This window comes from Aeromonas sp. 75A (genome assembly GCF_051919425.1).
In the GTDB taxonomy this organism is placed as follows: Bacteria; Pseudomonadota; Gammaproteobacteria; order Enterobacterales; family Aeromonadaceae; genus Aeromonas; species Aeromonas veronii.
Map to the genome: position 1 here is coordinate 4,460,147 of NZ_JBQBES010000002.1, position 18,522 is coordinate 4,478,668.

The window sequence follows — 18,522 nt, forward strand, 5'->3', positions numbered from 1 at the left end:
ACAAGGGGTGACGCTTAGTCACCCCAGACGACCCTGTTTGGGGCAATTTGTGGACACTTTGTCATATGGTGGGCAGTGGATTTTCCAGCGGGTTGAAGCGCACAGCATCGCTCAGGTAGTCCGGTGCGAAGTGGGCATAGGTCATCGTCTGCTGGATGTTGTGATGGCCCAAAATTTTTTGCAGCGCGAGGATGTTTCCCCCAGACATCATAAAATGTGACGCAAAAGTGTGCCGGAACACATGCACCGCCTGCCCTGCAGGCAGATCCGGTGCCACTGACTTGATCACCTCACGCACAAACATATAGTCGAGGTCACGGAACAGCGGGCCCCGATTTACCCCATTCGTTATCTCTTTCGTCAGATCGGCCGAGATCGGCACGGTGCGGTTCTTGCCATTCTTGGTATTAATATAGGTTACCCGATGGGCCCGCACCTCCTCGCGGCGCAGATTGGCTGCCTCACTCCAACGCGCCCCCGTGGCCAAGCAGAGTTTGACCACCTTCAGGTTATCCCCCGATAACGCGGCCAAGACTTCGCTAATCTCATCCTGGGCCAGGTAGCCCATCGACCGCTCAACCAGTTTGACCTTCTTCATTTCTTTGAGCGGATGTACATGTTGGTAATGGCCGAGGTCTATCAGTACCGAGAACACCCCACCCAGCATCTCCTGCTCGCGGTTCACCGTCTTGGGCTGTCGGCCTGCGTTGAGTCGCTTCGCCCGATACTCGGAGAACAGCGCCCGCGTCACCTGCCTTGCCAATGGGTGGCGCAACGCGGCATCGATATTGTGAAGTTTCTTGCGAACCGCCTCCCCTGCTTTCAGGGTTTGGCCATGGTAGCGCCACCAGAGTTCGATCAGCTCAGAGAGCGGTCGGTTATCTGCAGGGCGATCAACCCACTCTTTATTATGTTCGGTGGCGATCACCCAGCGTTCGAACTGCTGGGCTTCTGACTTGGTATTGAAGCGCTTGCGGATCCGCTTGCCCTCCCTCCCCTGCGGGCGGATATCGACCAGGTAACCCTCGGGAATAGACTTGATGCTCATCGTCCCTCCTTGTACAGGAAGGCGTTCACCCATCCCCGAAGTCCATACATATACACCTCTCCCGGCCCAGCCACACTCATTGTCATTACACCCCCTACAAAACACTGTAAATTTATACAGCACTCTATGATGATTGACAGTGTTTGATTAAGGTGATGGCATACAAAGTGGATAGTCAGAAATTGGGAAATTAGAGAGTACTAAAACAGAGTATAATTTGACCTAGTAGCTCAGCTAGAGATCTATACAAAGAAAGAGAAAGTGTGGTTATGAAGTACTAGAACGTCAGCTTGATACACGTCCAACTGATGTTGATTACCCTTAAATCGTTTGTGATGCTCTATCCTATCTGGCAGCATGGATAATAGGATATTTGATGATTAATATAGGTGAAATAATTGAAGGCATTTCAAGTATCTATTCGATAAAAATCTATCACACTTACTAAGTTTCGCCAGCACATCATCATATCTACAATCTGCCCATCATTCCGATAAAGTTCGGGGGATGGGCGTGGTTTCTTATAAATCGGTTAAATAACGGCAAATTTAATTTAAAGGTTCACACTGTGTTGGGTATTGCATTGACGGATATGCAGACCAACCATCCCTCTTCGGCGCATTATATTGAAATCTTTTATGTGACTCTTCCGTAGAACCAATGTGCCCCCCTCGATGAATAATTGCTCTAATAACAGTTTTCCTCGGATGTTTTTTATCCTTTTTGGATGCACAGACAATGGCACTAAACAAAGTTTCATCTTTTTCGGGTATAGCATCCAGAACTTTTCCCAGCCAAGAATCTAAAGTCTCGGTGTCAACATTATTTCTGGAACCATGATGAGGAACTTGAAAGTGCGTTATTTTTGGTGCGCCAAACTGCTCTGTTACATACGTATATGCACTTGACAATGCTCTTTTTCCTGCATCACCTGTTAGCAATATTTCTTTGCCATCAATTTTAGCATACTGGATAATGCTCATGTTATTTTCTGCGCTAGTATCTTTTGTAGGGAAAAGTTCCACCCCCCATTTAGCTGAAATATATGCCTGCGCACTATCAATAAGCTTTGAATATGCTTCGCTTGCTACTTTAACAGCTTCAACACCAGCATATGCATCCTCATGAACTTCTGGTGTTTTATCCGAATCATAAATTAATTCAAAGTAATCAGCTTTGGATGGCCAAAGTACTGTAAATTCTCCAATTGATGTCCCTTGGAAAGGCTCTTTAATTTCAATTCCTTTCTCTAAGGCTATTTTTTCTAAGGCATCTAAATTTGGATATGCACTTCTAAGCTCTTTCTCCAAATTTTCTGGGATACGCCATCGTTTGAAACCGTCAATTAACTCATCAGCATATATCCAAGGCCTGAGCATATACAAAGTACCTACATCATACTTCTCTAGAACCGCTCGAAGCCCACCAGCATGGTCACCATCATTATGGGTAACAACTACATAATCAATTTTATCTGTGACGCCATAGTACGTCTCTAAAAAGCTGCATATCTTTTCACCTGTAGATTGAAATCCTCCATCAACAACATGAATCTTAACTACGCCATTTACAGTCATCTTAATTGTTATGGCATCACCACTTTTAGGTGAACCAACATTGAGAAAATCAATTTCAAAAGAGTTTTTACTCATCCCGTTCTCCATCGAGTTGTTTATTTATTTTTTTTGTGATGTATTGAGTTTGTTTTCTATATGCAAAAACAAATAACACTCCTCCCCCAATCAATAGGCAGTACGATATATTTTCAGTTGAGATAAATTCACTTAAAACACTAGATTTATATATCTTCAAAAAACCGAGACACATGAATAAAGAAACAAATGTTCTAAACATATTATTTGTTTCTGAATGCATAGGAAGTGTAGTATCAAGCTTAGATGCTTTTATATATCTTTCATATTTTTCAAACTTGACTACTCTACAAAAAAGAAGTAATGGTTCAACTATAACAGAGCCTATCCGGCTAATAATAAGACCGATAAAGTAGTAGAAAAAAGCTCCGACTAGGATGTCATTTTGAACAAGTGAAATCCCAACGAAATAATTACTTAAAACTGAAAAAACAATACCTGGCAACAAAAAATTAAATATGTTATAAGTTGATAATTTACCGATTAACTCAGACATTTAAAAATCCCTCATCATGATTGGCAATATAATCACTAATTAAAAAATTACCCTCCCCGCTTAAAAAAACTACGGTGTTCTACGACAACACCGATGATGGTAATCGAAGTCTGGTCGGTACTGAGGGTTTCATGATCTTCGTTAAGAGGTACAAGCTCGAAGCGTGGCTGACCGTTTTCGTACTCACCACGGGATCGGTACTTTTTGAATGTTGCTTCTTCCTTACCATTGGAGGCGACCACGAAGTCCCCAGCCTTTGGAGCAATATCAGGGTCGACGATGACTAAATCACCTTCTTTAAACTGTGGAGCCATAGAGTCTCCACGCACCCAGAGGCCAAAACCGCAAGGGCCGAGTTCAACTCCCGCTACCACATATTCGACATTGCCATCGAAGGCAGTAGCCTGCTCGCACATCTCACGCCAGTTGCCCGCTTGGACATAGCTAAGAATCGGGATCCGTTTGCCCTGATAGATCACTGCTGGTTCGACGTTGTGATAACCGGGCAAGCTTGTCCCAGTGCTGCTTGCAGCATCGTCACCGAAAAGCAGCCATTCCGGCTTAACTCCAAGAATCTCAGCAAGCCTAACTAGGTTGTTACCTTTCGGCGAGGTGTCTCCTCGCTCCCACTGGCTGATAGAGACGCGGTTAATTCCCAGCCTTTTAGCCAAGGATTCTTGGGTCAAGCCGTGAACTAATCGTTGTGATTTTATGCGCGAATGTATGTTCATGTAAGTTATCTTACACAACGAATGCGTAGCTTTTACTTTCTTTTTTGGTAAGTTTTTGTTGCCTTCGCCCGCAAGCGATCTTACATTTACTTCCATTGAGTATATAAGCCCTGCCGAGAGAGTAAGAAAATGAAAAAACATGACGCAGTTCAGCATTATGGCAGCGTAGTCCAATTAGCTGCCGCCCTAGGTATCAAGCCGCAGTCAGTTTCGCAGTGGGGCGAGACAATCCCCCAAGGTCGCGCCTATCAGCTCGAATTGATGACCGGCGGTCAGCTTAAGGCTGACACCACCGCTCTGCCTGGCCAAGAGCGGGACACACAACGCGTCGCAACAACGGCTACCCCGGCTGATTTTCCGTGTGTGAAGCGAGCCATTGCCGCGGCAAACGCTCTATCTGGCAACGCTTCCTGACAATCCCCCCTGTGTTTGAACCCCCTAAGAAGGATTCATCATGACTACTCGAATCAAACCTATCCGCATCCCCAGTGATGTAAGCCAATTACCGCTTGATTACCCGTTTGGTGATCGGGTCAGCGAAAGCCTAGAGGAGTACGCCAAGCGCCAAGGCTTGACGATTGGAGCCGTTAAAAAGCGTGCCGACCGCGGCCAGTTGCCCATTTTGCAAGACGGCCCGGGCGCACCTCGCGAGGTCAATCTTTACGCCCTGTTCCTGAAAGCCCGTTATCAGGCTGAGCGCTACGTCACCATGACGCTCGCGTGAACCTACAGACACCATAACGGGTCAAGGAGAACTTCACATGTTTACGGATAGCCCCAACAAACATCCGCACTGGATCAGCGCATGCCAACGCTTTGCGGCCAGTCACAACATGGCCGAGATCGCCCAACTAACGGGCATGAATCCGCAGATCCTGCGCAACAAGTTAAACCCCGACCAACCTCACGAGCTGACGGTTGCTGAGTTGATTGCTATTACCCAGGCAAGTGAGAGGGATGAAACCCTGTTCGACGGTGCCCTGTTCTGCTGTGGCCTGACGGCCATTGCCATCCCCGAGCGAGAGAAGGGCCCGAGCCTGGCCCATCAGGTGATTGACACCACGGCCAAGGTGGCCGGACTCGGCGCACAGGCGCTGACAGTGGTGGAGAGCGGCCGCGTCACCAAAGGGCAGCGCAATGCGCTGGTCGGTGCTGCAACGGCAGCCATGGGCAACCTCGCCCTGCTGATCACCGAGATCGAGCACAAATACCAAGCCATTCCCTCTCTGTCTTGTGCGCTGGATATGGCGCGCATGGCGGCCGGGGCTTAGGAGAACCCATGAGACTGATTTGCCCCCACTGTGGTGCCCGCGCCAGCACTCGCACATCCATCCGGATGAGCCCGCTTTGCGGCATCGCCACTTATCAATGCAGCAATGTGGATTGCGGCCACACCTTCAAGGCGGGGTTCGAAATCATCGCAACCATCAGCCCCAGTGCCATGCCCAATCCGGCCATTGTGCTGCCCATTGTCCCGCGCAGGGTGAAAGAGGTGGCCCAGTGACCCCCTCACTGGCCGCCAAATTCTGCGCACAGGTGAAGGAGAAACCAGCATGCAACACACCCAACACGAACCCCGCAACATCGCCGGTCTGACCGCCGAGGAGCAGGTGTTGATGAATACCGCAGGCATTGCGCTGTTGCGGGAGCACCTCAATCGGGCAGGTTCAAACCTCGACGGTGATTGGCTTAATGCGCCCAAGACCAAGCGAGTCGCCATTTGCGCCATCGCTCGCCAGCCGTGGGATTCGCTGATGATGGCGACCCTCTCTGCCCTGCCCTATCAGCAGCGTGAGGCGATCCGCCTTGCGGTGATTGCGCTGGATTATCAGTCGCTGTTTCACAGCGGGTGTGATCCGAAGGTGTGGCACCCATCGGTGAAGGTGACCCCGGCTGAAGTGGCCGAGCGGAAGAAGAGAGAACAGGCCAAACGCCGGCAACTGGATCATGCGGTGAATGTCGCTGGCCAGATTGGCCAAGAAGGCCCGAGAGCAATCGGGCACTAAAAAGCCCGCTTAACGGAGCTGCAACTCCAAGCGGGCCTTTATCAACAACGTATGAGGAAGTCGACATGGCAACTTTAGCGATCCCCTGCGCACTGCGCAACCTTCGCATCCAGCAACGCAAGCTGACGGGCCGATATGGCGCCCGTCTGAGCCAACACCCGGACGGTGTGGCGCTGCTCGAGCGTTCCACCGCACTGGCTTGGGCTTCTCTGTTCAGCCGCATCAACCCCTGCACACCTCAACAAGGAGCCTGACCATGACCGCACAACCGACCCAAATCAATCTGCTCAACCACCATGCCGCCAAGCGCCTGCGCCAGTTGCGGGAACAGTTGAAGCTAAGCCGCCCGAAGTTTGCCGACCTGCTGGGTATTCCACCCACCACGCTCAAGAACTACGAGCTGGGATACCGCGAGATTGGCGGCGGTTTGTTCCTGCTGATTGCCAACCACCCGGAGCTGAAACGGCACATCGACTGGTTACTGACTGGCATCGCCACGCCGGAGGTGCAGCCATGAGACAGATCTTCCACCCCATATCGGAACAAGAAGCGCTAGCCGAGTTGCCGCGCCTTCAACAACGGCTGACCGCCAAAGCTCGCCCTGCCTCTTTTACCTATCGGGGGTCAGAGGGCAAATCCCTGTTAGTCCAGGCGCAGCAGTCATTGCGCTGGCACCAGCTGTTTCACCATCTCAATCGGAGGGCCCGCCCATGAGTGACGCCATCAAGATTGCCAACCAAGCTCCCAAGGTGATCGAGGGTCTGCTAGCCGAGATGTTTGCCGCACGCGCCGAGGATAACCGCATCGCCCTGGGCGCACTCTACTCGGGGAATGAATACATCCAGGTGCAACTGGTGGTGACCAGCAAGCCTGCGGATCTACTCGATGACGATTTGGTGATGGGGGATGAGGCATGAGCACCACGCTGTTCACCCTGGCCAGCCTGAAAGAGTGGCTGGCCCAGAACGAACCGAAACTGCTGCCGACAGCCCCGCTTTGCTGTGGTGGTGAACTCGGTATCTCGATCCGCATCGAGGCAGGCCATATCGCCATCGATGAGCCGGACTTTCAGGCAATAGATGAGGCATGCGATGAGCAACTTCGAACTGTTTGAGCTGGACGCACAACAAGAGCAGAGCGAAGCCGGCCCTGCACATATGCAACCCACCACACCGGTCAGCCAACTGACCACCCACTGGTTTGCCGCCCGCGCCGAGTTTATCGCTGCGGGCAGCGATGCCAGAGGCAACCGGGATCAGGTGGCCGAGCTGCTGGCGCTGGGTGCAATGCGCACCGTCTACTGGTTGGCCGCTGCAAATCTGGAGTTGGCACTAGCCCGGGAAATTGCCGAGTGGTGGGCCGAGTGCGCACCACTGCATGGACAGGGGGAGATCATCAAATGAGCCATGGACTGCAATGGGAGCTCACGCTCCTGCAAGATCGCTGGCAAGCCACCTACCGGGAAGACGAGGCACGGCTGCGCCTTTATCAGCGAGAGCTGGCCCATGCGCGCCGGCTACCTGCCCGCCCCCACGCCAGCATCAAACAGTTGCTGCGCCAATGTGCGGCCGCCCGCCGATTAAAAGAGCATGCCCAAATGAGCGTTCGTGGCTGCCAATCCCACATCAAACAGCTATCCGGTTATCTCTCTGCATGACCAGCAAGACCAAACGCCTGCCGCTGTCGAAAAGAACACTGCGGCAGCGCATCGATACCCTTTGCAACTCTCTGCCCGGCGTCAACTTTGACGCCGCTTTTGCTAGTGACCGCGGCCAGTACGATCTGATCTGGGCCATGCAACTGCTCGATGGGCTCTCCACCGAGTTGACCAAGAACCTGTTCAAGCAGTACATCCGCCGCCGCAAGGATTGCAGCTTTGCCCATTGCCGCTCTGCCAACATCTGGTTGAGGGAGCGAACCAAGTGGGTGCGGATGCAGCTCCAGACCATCCCGGTCGATCCGAAACAGATGCGCGATGACACCGGCCGCAAACAGATTGCCCACCAGTTCGCCAACCAGACCGCGGCCATTTACAAGAACATTGAACGAGGCATCAAAGAGGGTGCCGAAGCGGATCTGCTGCAGACCTGGGAGCTGATGCGCCAGCCTGCAGACCAGTGGGGGTTTATCGGCGATCTGCCGAAGTTCAAATCCGACGCGGTGCGGGATAACTGGATCCTGAGCGTGCTGGTGCGCCTGCTCTCTGCCAAGTGGTGGGAAAAGCGCGTCAACCGCTGCTGGGACAGACTGCAAGAGCATATCAACATTCTGCTCGGCAAAGTGCGCAAGGGTGTATCTGCTTATGTATCGAACGCCACCATGAAGGTGGTGCGCGAACGCAAGCGGGCCATGATGCGCTGGCTGGCCGAGTCGGAAGTGGTCAACGAGCAGTATGACCTGGTCGTGTCGATGAAGGATTGCTGGGAGGCCAGCAACGCCAACCCGGTGAACCGCCGCAACGAAATGATGGTGCGTGCTCGGGGGTTCAATGACTATGCCGAGGAGCAGGGTCATGTGGGGGTCTTCTTCACCTGGACAGCCCCTAGCCGCTTTCATGCCTGGACACAAAAGCACAACGGCAAAGCGGTAGAGAACAAGCGATATCAAGGGGCCACGCCGCGGGAAACCTGCGCCTATCTGGCCAAGCTCTGGAGCCGTGCCCGAGCCGCTCTCAAACGGTGGAACGCCCCCGTTTATGGATTTCGTGTTTGCGAGGCTCACCATGACGGCACCCCGCACTGGCATCTGCTGCTATTTATGCGCCCAGGAGATCGCAACCGGGTGATCGGCATCCTGCAACGCTATGCCCTGACCGATGACCACGAAGAGCTGGTGCGGGATATCAAAGACGCCCCACCCTTTACCGACTTTACTCCTCGCTTTGACTGGAAAGAGATAGACCCGGCCAAGGGGGATGCAGCCGGCTATCTCGCCAAATACATTGCCAAGAACATCGACGGCGCCTACCTGGACGATGACGAAGAGGCTGGCACCGCTGCCGATGAAGGTGCCCTGCATGCCGTGGCCTGGGCCAGTTGGTGGGGCATTCGCACCTTCCAGCAGATCGGAGGCGCTCCGGTAGGGGTATGGCGCGAGCTGCGCCGTATCAGCAACGCCAAGAAAAATGCCGAACTGGTTGGCCCACCAAAGCCAGTGCTGCAAGACCCGCGCTTTGAGGCGGCCCGATTTGCCGCAGATAACGGCATCTTTCGCTGCTACCTGCACGCCATGGGCGGCGCACTGGCAACCCGTGCCGAACACCCCATCAAGCTGGCCCACCTCATTGAGGAGCAGGCCAACAGCTATGGCGAAGACATCAAACGCCTAATGGGCATTACCTCCGCACGCTTTGGCATCAAGACCCGCCTGCAAGGATGGGAAGTGATGCCTGCAGGTACCTATGTTGCCAATAGAACAGCCGAGATTGCAGCGAGGGGGGTTGGGGTTAAGACGGGCGACAGCCCGGCACCTTGGAGCTCTGACAATAACTGTACGCGGCCGGATCCTGTGGCCTTCGCAGACCAGATCATGAGGGAACAATGGGGGTTATCGCCCTTCTCCATCGACCGATTGCGGGCTGGTGCCAGCGTCACGGCGGACGGTTTCACCCTCCGGCTGGAAAATGGCCAAGTAAAATCGAGCCGAGCAACCCCAAGCGAGCCAGATTGGCAGCTAGAAGGCCTGCTGCCTGACGAACAGGATCTGCTGGATGAGTACGCGGTACCGGAAGACGATCCGGACTGGCCAATGCTGGTTGAACTGTGCGGCGAAGTTTACCAAGCACAAGGCCACGCCGAGACGCATCGCTGGATCGAGATGCTGCCACAGCCCTATCAGTCAGAAATGTGGCGGGTGCTGGAGGGGCTGGATGTGCCGGAGTAGATGCAGGAGTGCGAGGAGTGAGGCATGAACAATCAGGAGGTCAAGCGACTAAATCTAGACACTAGTATTAGTCTGGTAATATCATATTCTGAGTATTTGTTCAGTATCAGCTACTAACGCAAGGCTGCATTATACAGGAGACTATATTTTCGTATTTACTCCGCCTTCCATCCAATCACTTTTATGTGTTTCAACCAAAATATTAATTGACAGAAAGGGCTGGTAAAAATTGGACTTCGCGAAAACTGCAAAAAAAAACCCTAAACTAAACGAGTTGTATCAAGAGATTAATGCTTGGAAAGTTATAGTTCCAGAAAAATCATTAGATAACGACAGCGCATGGGGGTCATATATCAATGATAACAACAATGCTGTAATCAGCTACGCCAAGACCGAAAATAAGGAATGTGCACTTGCTCACGAATTGCTTCACTTTTCCATCCAAAAGTCAGGTTATATTAGAATGAAGAGCTCCGCAACCACGCTTCAATCAGTTTTAATGAAGCGACTAGTTGATTGCCTAGATAATGAACTTCAACACCATCGTATGTATGCTCAATATCGTAGTCTAGGGTATACACCCAAGAGTTTCTATAATGATGCAGATTGTCTAGTTGCTCAATATCTTACAGACGTCTTAGATGGCAATAAAATGGAACCTCTAGAGCTTATTCCTGATTACATGACATTGATTGCCCCCGGTGGCTCATTAACCATGAAAGAAAAGCAGAAGTTCTCAGCTATGTTTCGGACCTCTACCTCGGCTCCAGAGGTTTTTGATACCATTGATGGAGCAATCAAGAAATGGACAGAAGCGGCTTCCCTAGATCAAAAATCGGTAGTCTCTTCTATCATATCTTCAATTCCAGGAGAACACTCGACGTGGATCGGTTTTGATAATGGTACAGGTTTTCCTGATTCAGGTTTTTTTGTAGGAAAACCTCTTACCAAGGAAGAGTTCGCTTCACACATGGGATGAAACTGCACATAACAATGTCTTCACTCTATGCCTTGGGCTGGCTTCGCCAGACGTGTTCAGTGGGCGCGTCGGCTAAGGTAGCCCTCGAATAATTTAGGGAACATCAACAAGGATCTCTATTGAGATCTCTGTTTTTGTGAACCAACTGCAGCCCCTCGGGCATTGGTGGCCCCATCAAGCTCAGCGCCAACTAGTTCATGGTCTTGGCAGAGGTGCTTAGAGTATGGGCGAACAACAAGGTTGTCCCCCAAATATGGCTGCACGAAGCATCGGTGCTCTGCCAAAGATGTGTATCAAGTGGAACACTTCACTATAAGCAGCTCGCCGAGCGCCGTGGTATAGCGGGGGCTTAACTGCTCCCGCTTCATCATCCATTCTCGAGTATCTTGGCCGCGGGCCGCGAAGTAGACCTTCCCCAACCGCCCCTGGTTGATCTTGTCGATGACCTGCATCAGCGCCTCGCTGCGTTGGGATGGATGCTGGTCGGCGAACAGGTCGCCCTGCTGCATGTTGGCGGGGGTGAAGTCGGCCAGCATGACGCCCCCTTTCTGGTATCGCTGCTCGTCGCGCCAGATGCGCGGGAGCAGCTCCGGGATCAGGGCCAGCAGCGCCCGGGTGTCATGGGTGGGCATCGCCAGCTTGGTGCTTACCTGGTTGCCGTAATAGGGCTCCCGATCGCTGAACGGGCTGGTGCGAATGAACAGGGTCACGTGCCGGCAGCACATCCCCTCCCCCCGCAGCTTCTCTGCGGCCCGTTCCATGTGGCCGGCCAGCGCCTGGTGCATCGCGCCGATCTGGGTGATGCGCTCGCCGAAGGAACGCGAGCAGATGATCTGCTGTTTGGCCTGGGCCTCTTGCTCCAGCTCGGCACAGGGGAGCCCGCGCAGCTCCTGCACAGTGCGCTCGACCACCACGCCATATCGGCGCCGCAGCGCCTTGGGGTCGGCAGCGACCAGGTCGGCCACCGTCTTGATGCCCTGCACCTCCAGCTTGGCGGTGAGCCGTCGGCCAATGCCCCATATCTCATCCACCGGGGTGATCGCCATCAGCCGGGCACGCCGCGCTTCATCCCGCAGATCCACCACCCCGCCGGTGGCTGGCCACTTCTTGGCGGCGTAGTTGGCGAGCTTGGCGAGCGTCTTGGTGGGGCCAATGCCGACCCCCACGGTCAACCCCGTCCACAGCTGCACCCGTTCGCGAATCTGACGGCCATAGGCCACCAGGTCGCCCGCCCACGACTCGCTCAGTTCGATGAAGGCCTCGTCGATGCTATAGACCTCCACTGCCGGGGCCATTCCCTCCAGAATGGTCATCACCCGGTTCGACATATCGCCATAGAGGGCGTAGTTGCTGGAGAACCAGACCCCGCCCATGGCCTCGAAAAACTGGCGGACCTGAAAGTACGGAACCCCCATCTTGATGCCAAGCGCCTTGGCCTCCGCCGAACGGGCCACCACGCAGCCGTCATTGTTGGAGAGCACCACGACGGGCCGCCCCTTCAAGTCAGGGCGAAACAGCCGTTCGCAACTGGCGTAGAAGTTGTTCACATCGACCAGGGCGACGGCGCAGCGCTTGTTCATGGGGTATCCATCTTGTGTACGACAAAGGCCACCACTCCGAAAATCTCCAGCTCCTGCCCATCGTTGAAATGGATAGGCTGATAGGCGGAGTTGCCAGGGAGCAAAGCCACTGTCGGTACAAGCTGCAGCTTTTTCACCGTGAACTCGCCATCAACCGCCGCAACCACCACGCAGCCGTGCCGAGCCTTGCGGCTGCGGTCGACGACCAGCAGGTCGCCATCGCGGATCCCGTGCTCGACCATGCTGTCACCGGCCGCCCGCACGAAGTAGGTGGCCGCCGGGTGGGCAATACACAGCTGGTTGAGGTCAATGGTCTGCTCGGTATAGTCCTGCGCCGGCGACGGAAAGCCGCAGGCCACCGGGGAGAGGAATAGGGGCAGCTCCAACAAGGGGGCATCAGGAGTGGGTTGAGCAAACATGCGGGATATCTCGATTTGCTGTATAAAAAAACAGTGTAGCAAACAGCCCGGAGAGGATCACCGTTCGGCATTTGGCTCCACATCCCCGAATGCCCGATGACTTTGCAACGCGCCCAGCAGATCCTGGCCGAGAAGCCCGGTCACGTTCAGCCCGCGACCCACAGTGACCGAGACTGGAACAGGTTGCTCCCCCATTTGCACCGCCAGCCTATGACAAAAAGTTGGTAATTGTGACCGGTCACGCACCATAGTGCGTGACCGATCATCTCCATACGGATAACATTGTGGGAGTATAAGTTAGAAAAATGATGGATTTCAGTTTTATAAAGCTGCAACTATCAATAAAACGTTTCATAATAATCAAAATTCAAATAGGCTAATAAAAAATGTTCGAGGAAGTATCAAATTCAATTAAGGCTTATCTGTATGAAAGAGCCGTTAGTCCATTGATGGGAGGTTTCATAATTTCATGGTGCATTTGGAATTACAAGCTTATATTACTTGTAATTTCCGAGACACCAACCCTAGAAAAATTCAGCATAATTAACGATAAGCTTTATTCCACATGGTTCGAGATAATTATCTACGGCCTAGCACTTCCTTTAACTACTACTGCTATATATATTTTTCTTTATCCATACCCTGCAGAGTATGTTTTTAGGTTTACTCAAAAAAGACAGCGCAGACTATCTAATATAAAAAGAGAAATAGAAGGAAGTACTCTACTCTCGATCGATGAAGCTAGAGAAATACGTCATAAACAATACATACTTGAAGAACAATACAACATTGAAATTGACAAAAAGAATAATGAAATTGAAAAATTAAAACAAGATATAATCACCCTAAGCAAAGAAAATAAAGCAACTGACATCGATGTCAGTCAGAAAAAAACAAGGTGGTTATCTGATGATGTTAACTTAAATGAAATAGAAGAAAAAATACTTGTTAACATAGAGAAACATAACATGAGTGAGAATGATATATTAAAAATGCTTAACAATGATGCCAGTGATACGGAAATAAAATATTACATCGGCTCATTAGAAGGTCATGGATTGATAACCCACGATAGAAATAACTCCATAGGTTATGATGTATATTCAATTACACACGAGGGACGAGCCTATATTGTTGAGATTTTAAATAAAGCAAAATGACTAGTTATTAACTAATAATTTTGGGACACCCACCTTTAGGGCTGGGGATTAATAAATAAAGATGGGTGTCCAAGTTTTTTCCCGATGCCCCTGCAGCGTGCCAGCACCTCCTAGCCGACAAGACCCGTCATGTGCAACCCGCCAACTGCGACTGGAACAGGTTGATTCCCCAACTGCCAACAGCAAAAAGTTGGTAATTGTGACCGGTCACGCACTCCAGTGCGTGACCGGCCATGCTCAAGAAGGTAACCTGTTAAGAAGAGCTAACTAAATCTAGTTATCTAGTTATCTAGTTATCTAGTTATCTAGTTATCTAGTTATCTAGTTAGTGCATTTTATATTTTATTGTGAGGTATTTTATTCTGCAAAACCTATCATTGAATCGGACATGAGCCTTTACATTTAGTAGAGAGATAAAAACAAGTGAATATATTCTGTAAAATAATAAACGACACACCCAAAGAAGAAAAATTTTCTGACGATATAAAACAAGAAAGTAAATATAAAAATGATTCGAATATATCTGACATAGATTTGAAAAAAATGTGCTTTGTTGAGTACAAAAGTCAAGCCTATGCATCCTTCTACAATACAGCGATGGAGAAGGACAAAAGTATATTAACATTATCTGTTGCTGGCATAGGTTTTTTGGTTACTCTTTTAAATATATCAAAAACAATAGGTTATGTGAATTATTCGATATTTATATTGGCGTCGCTATGCTTTTTGATTTCAATTTATTGTATTTTAAGTATATTTGACAAAAATGCTGATTACATGCTAGATATAGCTCAAGATAAGGATGTAACACTGAAAGAATACAAATTAAAAAAACTAGATAAGTGGGCAATTAGATCGTTTTATTTGGCGATTATATTATCAATTTTACTAGGGGTTTCAACATCCATTCCATTGTTAAGCAACGAGGATAATGACATGTCAGAAAATAAGCAACCAAAAACGACTTCTGAACTTAGTGTAACCACTGAAAGCTATAGCGGCTCTGTCTGTATTGGAGATAGTTTCGAAGGTATCTCTAATTTAGGTAAAAGTTTAAGTGGATTCAGTGGAGCCAGTTCGCTTCTAGCTCAGACAAACACTCAAGCCCGTACTCAAAGCACGACACCATCAAATACTGGTGGAGCTTCAGGGATGAAGCCTGATTTTTCCTCTCAGAAAAAGGACTAAAAAGCCAACCTTACGATGAAGAACGCGTGGGATTGACTTTACCGTTGCTTGTACGCGAACTTATCACAAACAGGTGACAACTAGATATGAAAAGATCTGACGGAAAATGAAGGATCTCAAAAAAGGATCTGCAAAGCTACACGCGGCCAGTGCTGGCGCGGGGAGCTGATACCCGCCCCCAGCCGTTCACCCGCATGATTTTCCACACATCAAGCGCGCAGGCGAGGCGGGGTCCCGATTGCGCGCGCAGGGTGTTGAGGGGCCTTTCGAGGCTCCGCTCATGCTCGCAGGTGCGCGTGAAGGATCTCGGGAGTGTGGTTACGAAGGGTTGGCCGACAGTGGCCTGTAACGCGACTGGTGAGCTCTGGCTGGATGGGAGCTCGGCCAAAACAAAGCCCCCTGGATAGGGGGCTTTGAATTAAATCATGGAGGAATTTGGAGGAATTCCAATTTGAAGATAGCCAAGGTTTTCAGCTTTGCACTGTCAGATCTGACAGTCGATAGGAGGTGAACCGGATTATCTCCTCCCCTGCCCACTCGTTGAACTGCGCAAAGTTCGCCTTCATGCTGTCGATCTCGTTGACGTCAAACACCTGGGCCGCCTTGGTCACATCCCCAAACCCGCCCGTATTGTTCGGTACGACCCCCATCAGTTGCGGCGGTACCCGATGGGCCGCCAGCTGGTCATCCCGGCTAACCCCCTTGATGGAGAGAAAATCATCCTTGGCCGCAATCTCGGCCACCGGGATTAGCTTCACCGAATCCGCCTTGCCACCCGGGGTGTAGAGCAGCAGGTTGCGGAAGTTGCCCGGCCCCTTGCTGTTTTGTAGCGCCGTCTTGAGCGCGGTGATGTCGCCCTCGTTCTGCAGGGCATCGCTGATGTGAAGAATGAACCCCGCATGACTGCCGTTCTCGTAGTAGCGACGGCGAAACAGGGTAGCCGACTCGTTGAGCAGCGCCGAGTTCAGGCTGGCCACATAGTCGGGGATGCCGTAAATCTCCTGGTTAACGTCCGCCTCCATCACATGCCCCACATCACCGGCGGGCAACTCCACCTCATCCCCAGGCCTTGGCACCCACCAGTAGCGATCCAGGTCGAGGGATCGGCGGGTGTATTTGGCCGGCATCTGGTCATAGCGCAGCGTGCCCCCCAGCCGGTTGCGTACCCGCTGCAGGTGAGCATTACCGAAGATCTCGTAGTCCATCACCAGCCCGGTGAAGGCGGCCAGGCTCAGTTTCGGATGAGGGATAAAACAGCCGCGCAAGATATTGCGCTTCACCTGGATGGCCGAGGCGTGATGCACCGCCGCCCGATAGACCCGCGCCAACCCGTGCAGGCTCAGGGGATGCTCATACCAGCGGCCGTTATGCATCGACTCCAGGTAATCGAACACCTCCCGCTGGGATAACACCGGGATAGCCTCCCCAAACGTAAACGCCTGCACACCGGCAGGCGAGTTGATCTGCTCACTCATCAGTAAATCTCCATAAAGCCGGAATTGGTGCCGGTCTGCCCCTCAAGGGGCTCGTGTAACAGGGCTTGCATGGTTGCCCAGGCAATATCGGCGTGGCTGGTCTCATCAGATCGGCTGGCCTCGAAGGTGGGCAGCTTGCCGCTTTGGGTTACGGCGCGGCGGATGCACATGAACGCCTGGGCCAAGTCGGTCCAGCCGCTGTCGAACTCCAGCCGCCCCTTGTTCATCACATCCTGCGCCTTCATCACCATCCGCATCTTCACGTTGGGGTTGTACTGAATGGCGGTCACCGCCGGATAAAACTGCTTCACCAGCTGATAGACCCCCTCCCCGATCCCGGTGGTATCGATGCCGATATAGGACACGTTATAGCGATCGCAGATGGCGCGAATGGATTTGGCCTGGGCGTCAAAGTCCATCCCCTGCCAGCGGTGGCGCTCCAACACCCGAAACTTGCCGCCGGGCACCAGTGGCGGGGCCAACACCGCGCAGCCGGCACTGTCACCTTTGCCCCCCTTGGCCGGGTCATAGCCGATCCACACTGCCCGGTTGGCCAGCGGCCGCAAGGTGTGGGGCTTGTAGTCCTCCCACACCAGCCAGCTGTCGACCATGCAGCGCTGCAGCGTCGCCAACGGAAACAGACTCTCGGTGTCATCCATGAATTCGCACATCAGCAGGTTGCGGTACTCATCCTCGGAATACTCCCTGCGCAGTTGATCCAGGTCGAACAGGTTGCAGCCGCCGCGCACCGCATCTTCCACCGTGACGATCTGCCGCCACTGGCCATCGGCGCACAGCTTGCCGGCAGACAGATTGGCGTGGCTCAGGTCAATCTCGACCCGGTCGGCCTTGGCCTTGCCGCGGTTAAAGTTGGCGCCAGACCAGAATCCATAAGCGGGATGGGAAAGGCTGGAGGGAGTAGAAATGTAGGTCTGGCGCCACTTCTTGTGCATCGCCATGCCGGAGGCCACCTTGCGGAACTCCAGAAAGCCGTGGATCCAGAAATACTCATCCATGTAGATGTTGCCGTGGTAACTCTGTGCGGTGCGGGCATTGGTACCGAGGAAGTAAAGGTGCGCCCCGTTCGGCAGCACCATGGGGTCACCTTTGAGCTCAACCCCCTCCTCCTTGGCAAACTGGATGATGTACTGCTTGAACATGTGGGCCTGCGCCTTGCTGGCCGACAGGAAAATCTGGTTGCGCCCGGTCACCAAGGCATCAATGAACGCCTCAAAGGCAAAGAAATAGGTCGCCCCGATCTGGCGCGACTTGAGCAGGTCGCGGATCCGGTACTCCTGCCCGGCCCGATACCAGACCCGCTGGTAATCGAACATGGTCGACTCAAACCGCTCGATGAGCCGCTCTTGCTGCTCGGGCTCCACCACGTTGCGCTCGGGGGCCTTCTTCGGCCCCTTGTTGCGGTTGGCCACCTTGGGGTTGAGGTCGGCCTCGTTGCCGCCGTTGCTGTACTTGTTGACCCGGGCGATACGCTCGAGCTGGCGACCCAGCAGGTCAATCTCTTTGAAGTCGCCGCCGCTCTTGGTCTCCTTCATTACCAGCTGGATCATGCGCGCCTCGATGGCGCTATCCACCCGGTCTATCGGTTTGATGTCCTCCCAGCCGTCGCGTTTCTTCCAAGTCGAGACGGTGCCCTCCGGCGTTTGCAGCAACTCGGCAATGGCGCGCAGCGGGTACCCCTGGAAGAACAGGTACATGGCCTGCCGTCTGGGGTCGAGATGAGGAAAGATGATGGGTGCTGTTGTCATGGCGCCAGTCTACCCAGCCGCTACTACCCCAAACGCCCCACTGCCAGTGTGTAGCGCCACCACACACTGGCCCCGGATTGCACGATCCCGCCGCTCACCCAGACCATAACCGCGACATCACTACCCAATTACCAAAGGGA

At 52.4% G+C, this 18,522-nt stretch carries 23 protein-coding genes; 15 read left to right on the forward strand and 8 right to left on the reverse strand.

All coding sequences use genetic code 11. The features are described 5' to 3' along the window. Positions 1 to 61: 61 nt before the first annotated feature. The 4 genes from ACTG2T_RS20725 to ACTG2T_RS20740 all read right to left on the reverse strand — a co-directional run bounded on the left by ACTG2T_RS20725 (position 62) and on the right by ACTG2T_RS20740 (position 3,927). Complete coding sequence (locus ACTG2T_RS20725) at positions 62 to 1,048, reverse strand: phage integrase (protein WP_330124274.1); 987 nt, start codon at positions 1,046 to 1,048, stop codon at positions 62 to 64. Positions 1,049 to 1,596: 548 nt separating this feature from the next. Next, positions 1,597 to 2,700, reverse strand: a complete 1,104-nt coding sequence (locus tag ACTG2T_RS20730; RefSeq protein WP_330124275.1) for a ComEC/Rec2 family competence protein — start codon at positions 2,698 to 2,700, stop codon at positions 1,597 to 1,599. Further along, entirely contained in the window at positions 2,693 to 3,196 is a 504-nt protein-coding gene (locus ACTG2T_RS20735) for a hypothetical protein (protein ID WP_330124276.1), read from the reverse strand. The genes ACTG2T_RS20730 and ACTG2T_RS20735 overlap by 8 nt, the downstream gene beginning before the upstream one ends. 47 nt (positions 3,197 to 3,243) lie before the next feature. Next, positions 3,244 to 3,927: a LexA family protein gene (locus tag ACTG2T_RS20740; RefSeq protein ID WP_330124368.1), complete on the reverse strand. Its 684-nt coding sequence runs from the start codon at positions 3,925 to 3,927 to the stop codon at positions 3,244 to 3,246. 129 nt (positions 3,928 to 4,056) lie between these two features. Between ACTG2T_RS20740 and ACTG2T_RS20745 the strand changes: the two genes are divergently transcribed. The 13 genes from ACTG2T_RS20745 (at position 4,057) to ACTG2T_RS20805 (ending at position 10,794) form a co-directional block, all read left to right on the forward strand. Next, positions 4,057 to 4,341 carry a Cro/CI family transcriptional regulator gene (locus tag ACTG2T_RS20745; protein ID WP_330124277.1) on the forward strand — a complete coding sequence of 95 codons (285 nt, stop codon included), beginning with the start codon at positions 4,057 to 4,059 and terminating at the stop codon, positions 4,339 to 4,341. Between the two features lie 40 nt (positions 4,342 to 4,381). Next, the gene (locus ACTG2T_RS20750; protein ID WP_213387180.1) at positions 4,382 to 4,651 is read left to right on the forward strand and encodes a DNA-binding protein; all 270 of its coding nucleotides are present in this window, start codon (positions 4,382 to 4,384) and stop codon (positions 4,649 to 4,651) included. Positions 4,652 to 4,688: 37 nt separating this feature from the next. After that, the gene (locus ACTG2T_RS20755; protein WP_330124278.1) at positions 4,689 to 5,198 is read left to right on the forward strand and encodes a phage regulatory CII family protein; all 510 of its coding nucleotides are present in this window, start codon (positions 4,689 to 4,691) and stop codon (positions 5,196 to 5,198) included. 8 nt (positions 5,199 to 5,206) lie between these two features. After that, the gene (locus ACTG2T_RS20760) at positions 5,207 to 5,431 is read left to right on the forward strand and encodes an ogr/Delta-like zinc finger family protein (protein ID WP_005351998.1); all 225 of its coding nucleotides are present in this window, start codon (positions 5,207 to 5,209) and stop codon (positions 5,429 to 5,431) included. A 49-nt stretch (positions 5,432 to 5,480) separates the two neighbouring features. Continuing rightward, complete coding sequence (locus ACTG2T_RS20765; RefSeq protein ID WP_330124279.1) at positions 5,481 to 5,933, forward strand: hypothetical protein; 453 nt, start codon at positions 5,481 to 5,483, stop codon at positions 5,931 to 5,933. A 65-nt stretch (positions 5,934 to 5,998) separates the two neighbouring features. Beyond that, positions 5,999 to 6,187 (forward strand): hypothetical protein, encoded by a 189-nt coding sequence (locus ACTG2T_RS20770; protein WP_058056131.1) that lies wholly within the window; start codon positions 5,999 to 6,001, stop codon positions 6,185 to 6,187. A 2-nt stretch (positions 6,188 to 6,189) separates the two neighbouring features. After that, complete coding sequence (locus ACTG2T_RS20775) at positions 6,190 to 6,450, forward strand: helix-turn-helix domain-containing protein (protein WP_005352009.1); 261 nt, start codon at positions 6,190 to 6,192, stop codon at positions 6,448 to 6,450. A 193-nt stretch (positions 6,451 to 6,643) separates the two neighbouring features. After that, entirely contained in the window at positions 6,644 to 6,850 is a 207-nt protein-coding gene (locus ACTG2T_RS20780) for a hypothetical protein (protein ID WP_129503801.1), read from the forward strand. Continuing rightward, positions 6,847 to 7,047: a hypothetical protein gene (locus ACTG2T_RS20785; RefSeq protein WP_216989365.1), complete on the forward strand. Its 201-nt coding sequence runs from the start codon at positions 6,847 to 6,849 to the stop codon at positions 7,045 to 7,047. Before ACTG2T_RS20780 ends, ACTG2T_RS20785 begins: the two co-directional genes overlap by 4 nt. Beyond that, positions 7,025 to 7,336, forward strand: coding sequence for a hypothetical protein (locus ACTG2T_RS20790; RefSeq protein ID WP_201889344.1), 312 nt, complete (start codon positions 7,025 to 7,027; stop codon positions 7,334 to 7,336). The genes ACTG2T_RS20785 and ACTG2T_RS20790 overlap by 23 nt, the downstream gene beginning before the upstream one ends. Then, the gene (locus tag ACTG2T_RS20795) at positions 7,333 to 7,590 is read left to right on the forward strand and encodes a hypothetical protein (RefSeq protein WP_019445400.1); all 258 of its coding nucleotides are present in this window, start codon (positions 7,333 to 7,335) and stop codon (positions 7,588 to 7,590) included. The genes ACTG2T_RS20790 and ACTG2T_RS20795 overlap by 4 nt, the downstream gene beginning before the upstream one ends. Next, positions 7,587 to 9,815 carry a replication endonuclease gene (locus tag ACTG2T_RS20800; protein WP_330124280.1) on the forward strand — a complete coding sequence of 743 codons (2,229 nt, stop codon included), beginning with the start codon at positions 7,587 to 7,589 and terminating at the stop codon, positions 9,813 to 9,815. Before ACTG2T_RS20795 ends, ACTG2T_RS20800 begins: the two co-directional genes overlap by 4 nt. Positions 9,816 to 10,044: 229 nt before the next feature. Next, the gene (locus ACTG2T_RS20805; protein WP_330124281.1) at positions 10,045 to 10,794 is read left to right on the forward strand and encodes a hypothetical protein; all 750 of its coding nucleotides are present in this window, start codon (positions 10,045 to 10,047) and stop codon (positions 10,792 to 10,794) included. Positions 10,795 to 11,087: 293 nt separating this feature from the next. Here the strand turns inward: ACTG2T_RS20805 and umuC are convergent, their stop codons facing one another. Continuing rightward, complete coding sequence (umuC, locus tag ACTG2T_RS20810) at positions 11,088 to 12,374, reverse strand: translesion error-prone DNA polymerase V subunit UmuC (protein ID WP_330124282.1); 1,287 nt, start codon at positions 12,372 to 12,374, stop codon at positions 11,088 to 11,090. Continuing rightward, a complete protein-coding gene (umuD, locus tag ACTG2T_RS20815) occupies positions 12,371 to 12,793 on the reverse strand; it encodes a translesion error-prone DNA polymerase V autoproteolytic subunit (protein WP_330124283.1) in 423 nt (140 codons plus the stop codon). Before umuD ends, umuC begins: the two co-directional genes overlap by 4 nt. 386 nt (positions 12,794 to 13,179) lie before the next feature. On the opposite strand from umuD, the gene ACTG2T_RS20820 reads away from it, so the two are divergent. Both ACTG2T_RS20820 and ACTG2T_RS20825 read left to right on the forward strand, forming a co-directional pair. Next, positions 13,180 to 13,953 (forward strand): hypothetical protein, encoded by a 774-nt coding sequence (locus tag ACTG2T_RS20820; RefSeq protein ID WP_330124284.1) that lies wholly within the window; start codon positions 13,180 to 13,182, stop codon positions 13,951 to 13,953. A gap of 423 nt (positions 13,954 to 14,376) precedes the next feature. Next, the gene (locus tag ACTG2T_RS20825; protein WP_330124285.1) at positions 14,377 to 15,141 is read left to right on the forward strand and encodes a hypothetical protein; all 765 of its coding nucleotides are present in this window, start codon (positions 14,377 to 14,379) and stop codon (positions 15,139 to 15,141) included. A gap of 470 nt (positions 15,142 to 15,611) precedes the next feature. Here ACTG2T_RS20825 and ACTG2T_RS20830 read toward each other — a convergent pair whose 3' ends face one another. After that, positions 15,612 to 16,616: a phage portal protein gene (locus ACTG2T_RS20830; protein WP_013723865.1), complete on the reverse strand. Its 1,005-nt coding sequence runs from the start codon at positions 16,614 to 16,616 to the stop codon at positions 15,612 to 15,614. Next, complete coding sequence (locus ACTG2T_RS20835; RefSeq protein WP_330124286.1) at positions 16,616 to 18,382, reverse strand: terminase ATPase subunit family protein; 1,767 nt, start codon at positions 18,380 to 18,382, stop codon at positions 16,616 to 16,618. Before ACTG2T_RS20835 ends, ACTG2T_RS20830 begins: the two co-directional genes overlap by 1 nt. Positions 18,383 to 18,522: the final 140 nt, after the last annotated feature.

Coding starts and splice junctions, on each gene's coding strand:
- ACTG2T_RS20790 (WP_201889344.1), top strand. CDS start 7,025: ATGAGCAACTTCGAACTGTTTGAGCTGGACGCACAACAAGAGCAGAGC.
- ACTG2T_RS20730 (WP_330124275.1), bottom strand. CDS start 2,700: ATGAGTAAAAACTCTTTTGAAATTGATTTTCTCAATGTTGGTTCACCT.
- umuD (WP_330124283.1), bottom strand. CDS start 12,793: ATGTTTGCTCAACCCACTCCTGATGCCCCCTTGTTGGAGCTGCCCCTA.
- ACTG2T_RS20755 (WP_330124278.1), top strand. CDS start 4,689: ATGTTTACGGATAGCCCCAACAAACATCCGCACTGGATCAGCGCATGC.
- ACTG2T_RS20740 (WP_330124368.1), bottom strand. CDS start 3,927: ATGAACATACATTCGCGCATAAAATCACAACGATTAGTTCACGGCTTG.
- ACTG2T_RS20780 (WP_129503801.1), top strand. CDS start 6,644: ATGAGTGACGCCATCAAGATTGCCAACCAAGCTCCCAAGGTGATCGAG.
- ACTG2T_RS20750 (WP_213387180.1), top strand. CDS start 4,382: ATGACTACTCGAATCAAACCTATCCGCATCCCCAGTGATGTAAGCCAA.
- ACTG2T_RS20725 (WP_330124274.1), bottom strand. CDS start 1,048: ATGAGCATCAAGTCTATTCCCGAGGGTTACCTGGTCGATATCCGCCCG.
- ACTG2T_RS20800 (WP_330124280.1), top strand. CDS start 7,587: ATGACCAGCAAGACCAAACGCCTGCCGCTGTCGAAAAGAACACTGCGG.
- ACTG2T_RS20765 (WP_330124279.1), top strand. CDS start 5,481: ATGCAACACACCCAACACGAACCCCGCAACATCGCCGGTCTGACCGCC.
- ACTG2T_RS20820 (WP_330124284.1), top strand. CDS start 13,180: ATGTTCGAGGAAGTATCAAATTCAATTAAGGCTTATCTGTATGAAAGA.
- umuC (WP_330124282.1), bottom strand. CDS start 12,374: ATGAACAAGCGCTGCGCCGTCGCCCTGGTCGATGTGAACAACTTCTAC.
- ACTG2T_RS20835 (WP_330124286.1), bottom strand. CDS start 18,382: ATGACAACAGCACCCATCATCTTTCCTCATCTCGACCCCAGACGGCAG.
- ACTG2T_RS20830 (WP_013723865.1), bottom strand. CDS start 16,616: ATGAGTGAGCAGATCAACTCGCCTGCCGGTGTGCAGGCGTTTACGTTT.
- ACTG2T_RS20745 (WP_330124277.1), top strand. CDS start 4,057: ATGAAAAAACATGACGCAGTTCAGCATTATGGCAGCGTAGTCCAATTA.
- ACTG2T_RS20775 (WP_005352009.1), top strand. CDS start 6,190: ATGACCGCACAACCGACCCAAATCAATCTGCTCAACCACCATGCCGCC.
- ACTG2T_RS20735 (WP_330124276.1), bottom strand. CDS start 3,196: ATGTCTGAGTTAATCGGTAAATTATCAACTTATAACATATTTAATTTT.
- ACTG2T_RS20770 (WP_058056131.1), top strand. CDS start 5,999: ATGGCAACTTTAGCGATCCCCTGCGCACTGCGCAACCTTCGCATCCAG.
- ACTG2T_RS20785 (WP_216989365.1), top strand. CDS start 6,847: ATGAGCACCACGCTGTTCACCCTGGCCAGCCTGAAAGAGTGGCTGGCC.
- ACTG2T_RS20760 (WP_005351998.1), top strand. CDS start 5,207: ATGAGACTGATTTGCCCCCACTGTGGTGCCCGCGCCAGCACTCGCACA.
- ACTG2T_RS20795 (WP_019445400.1), top strand. CDS start 7,333: ATGAGCCATGGACTGCAATGGGAGCTCACGCTCCTGCAAGATCGCTGG.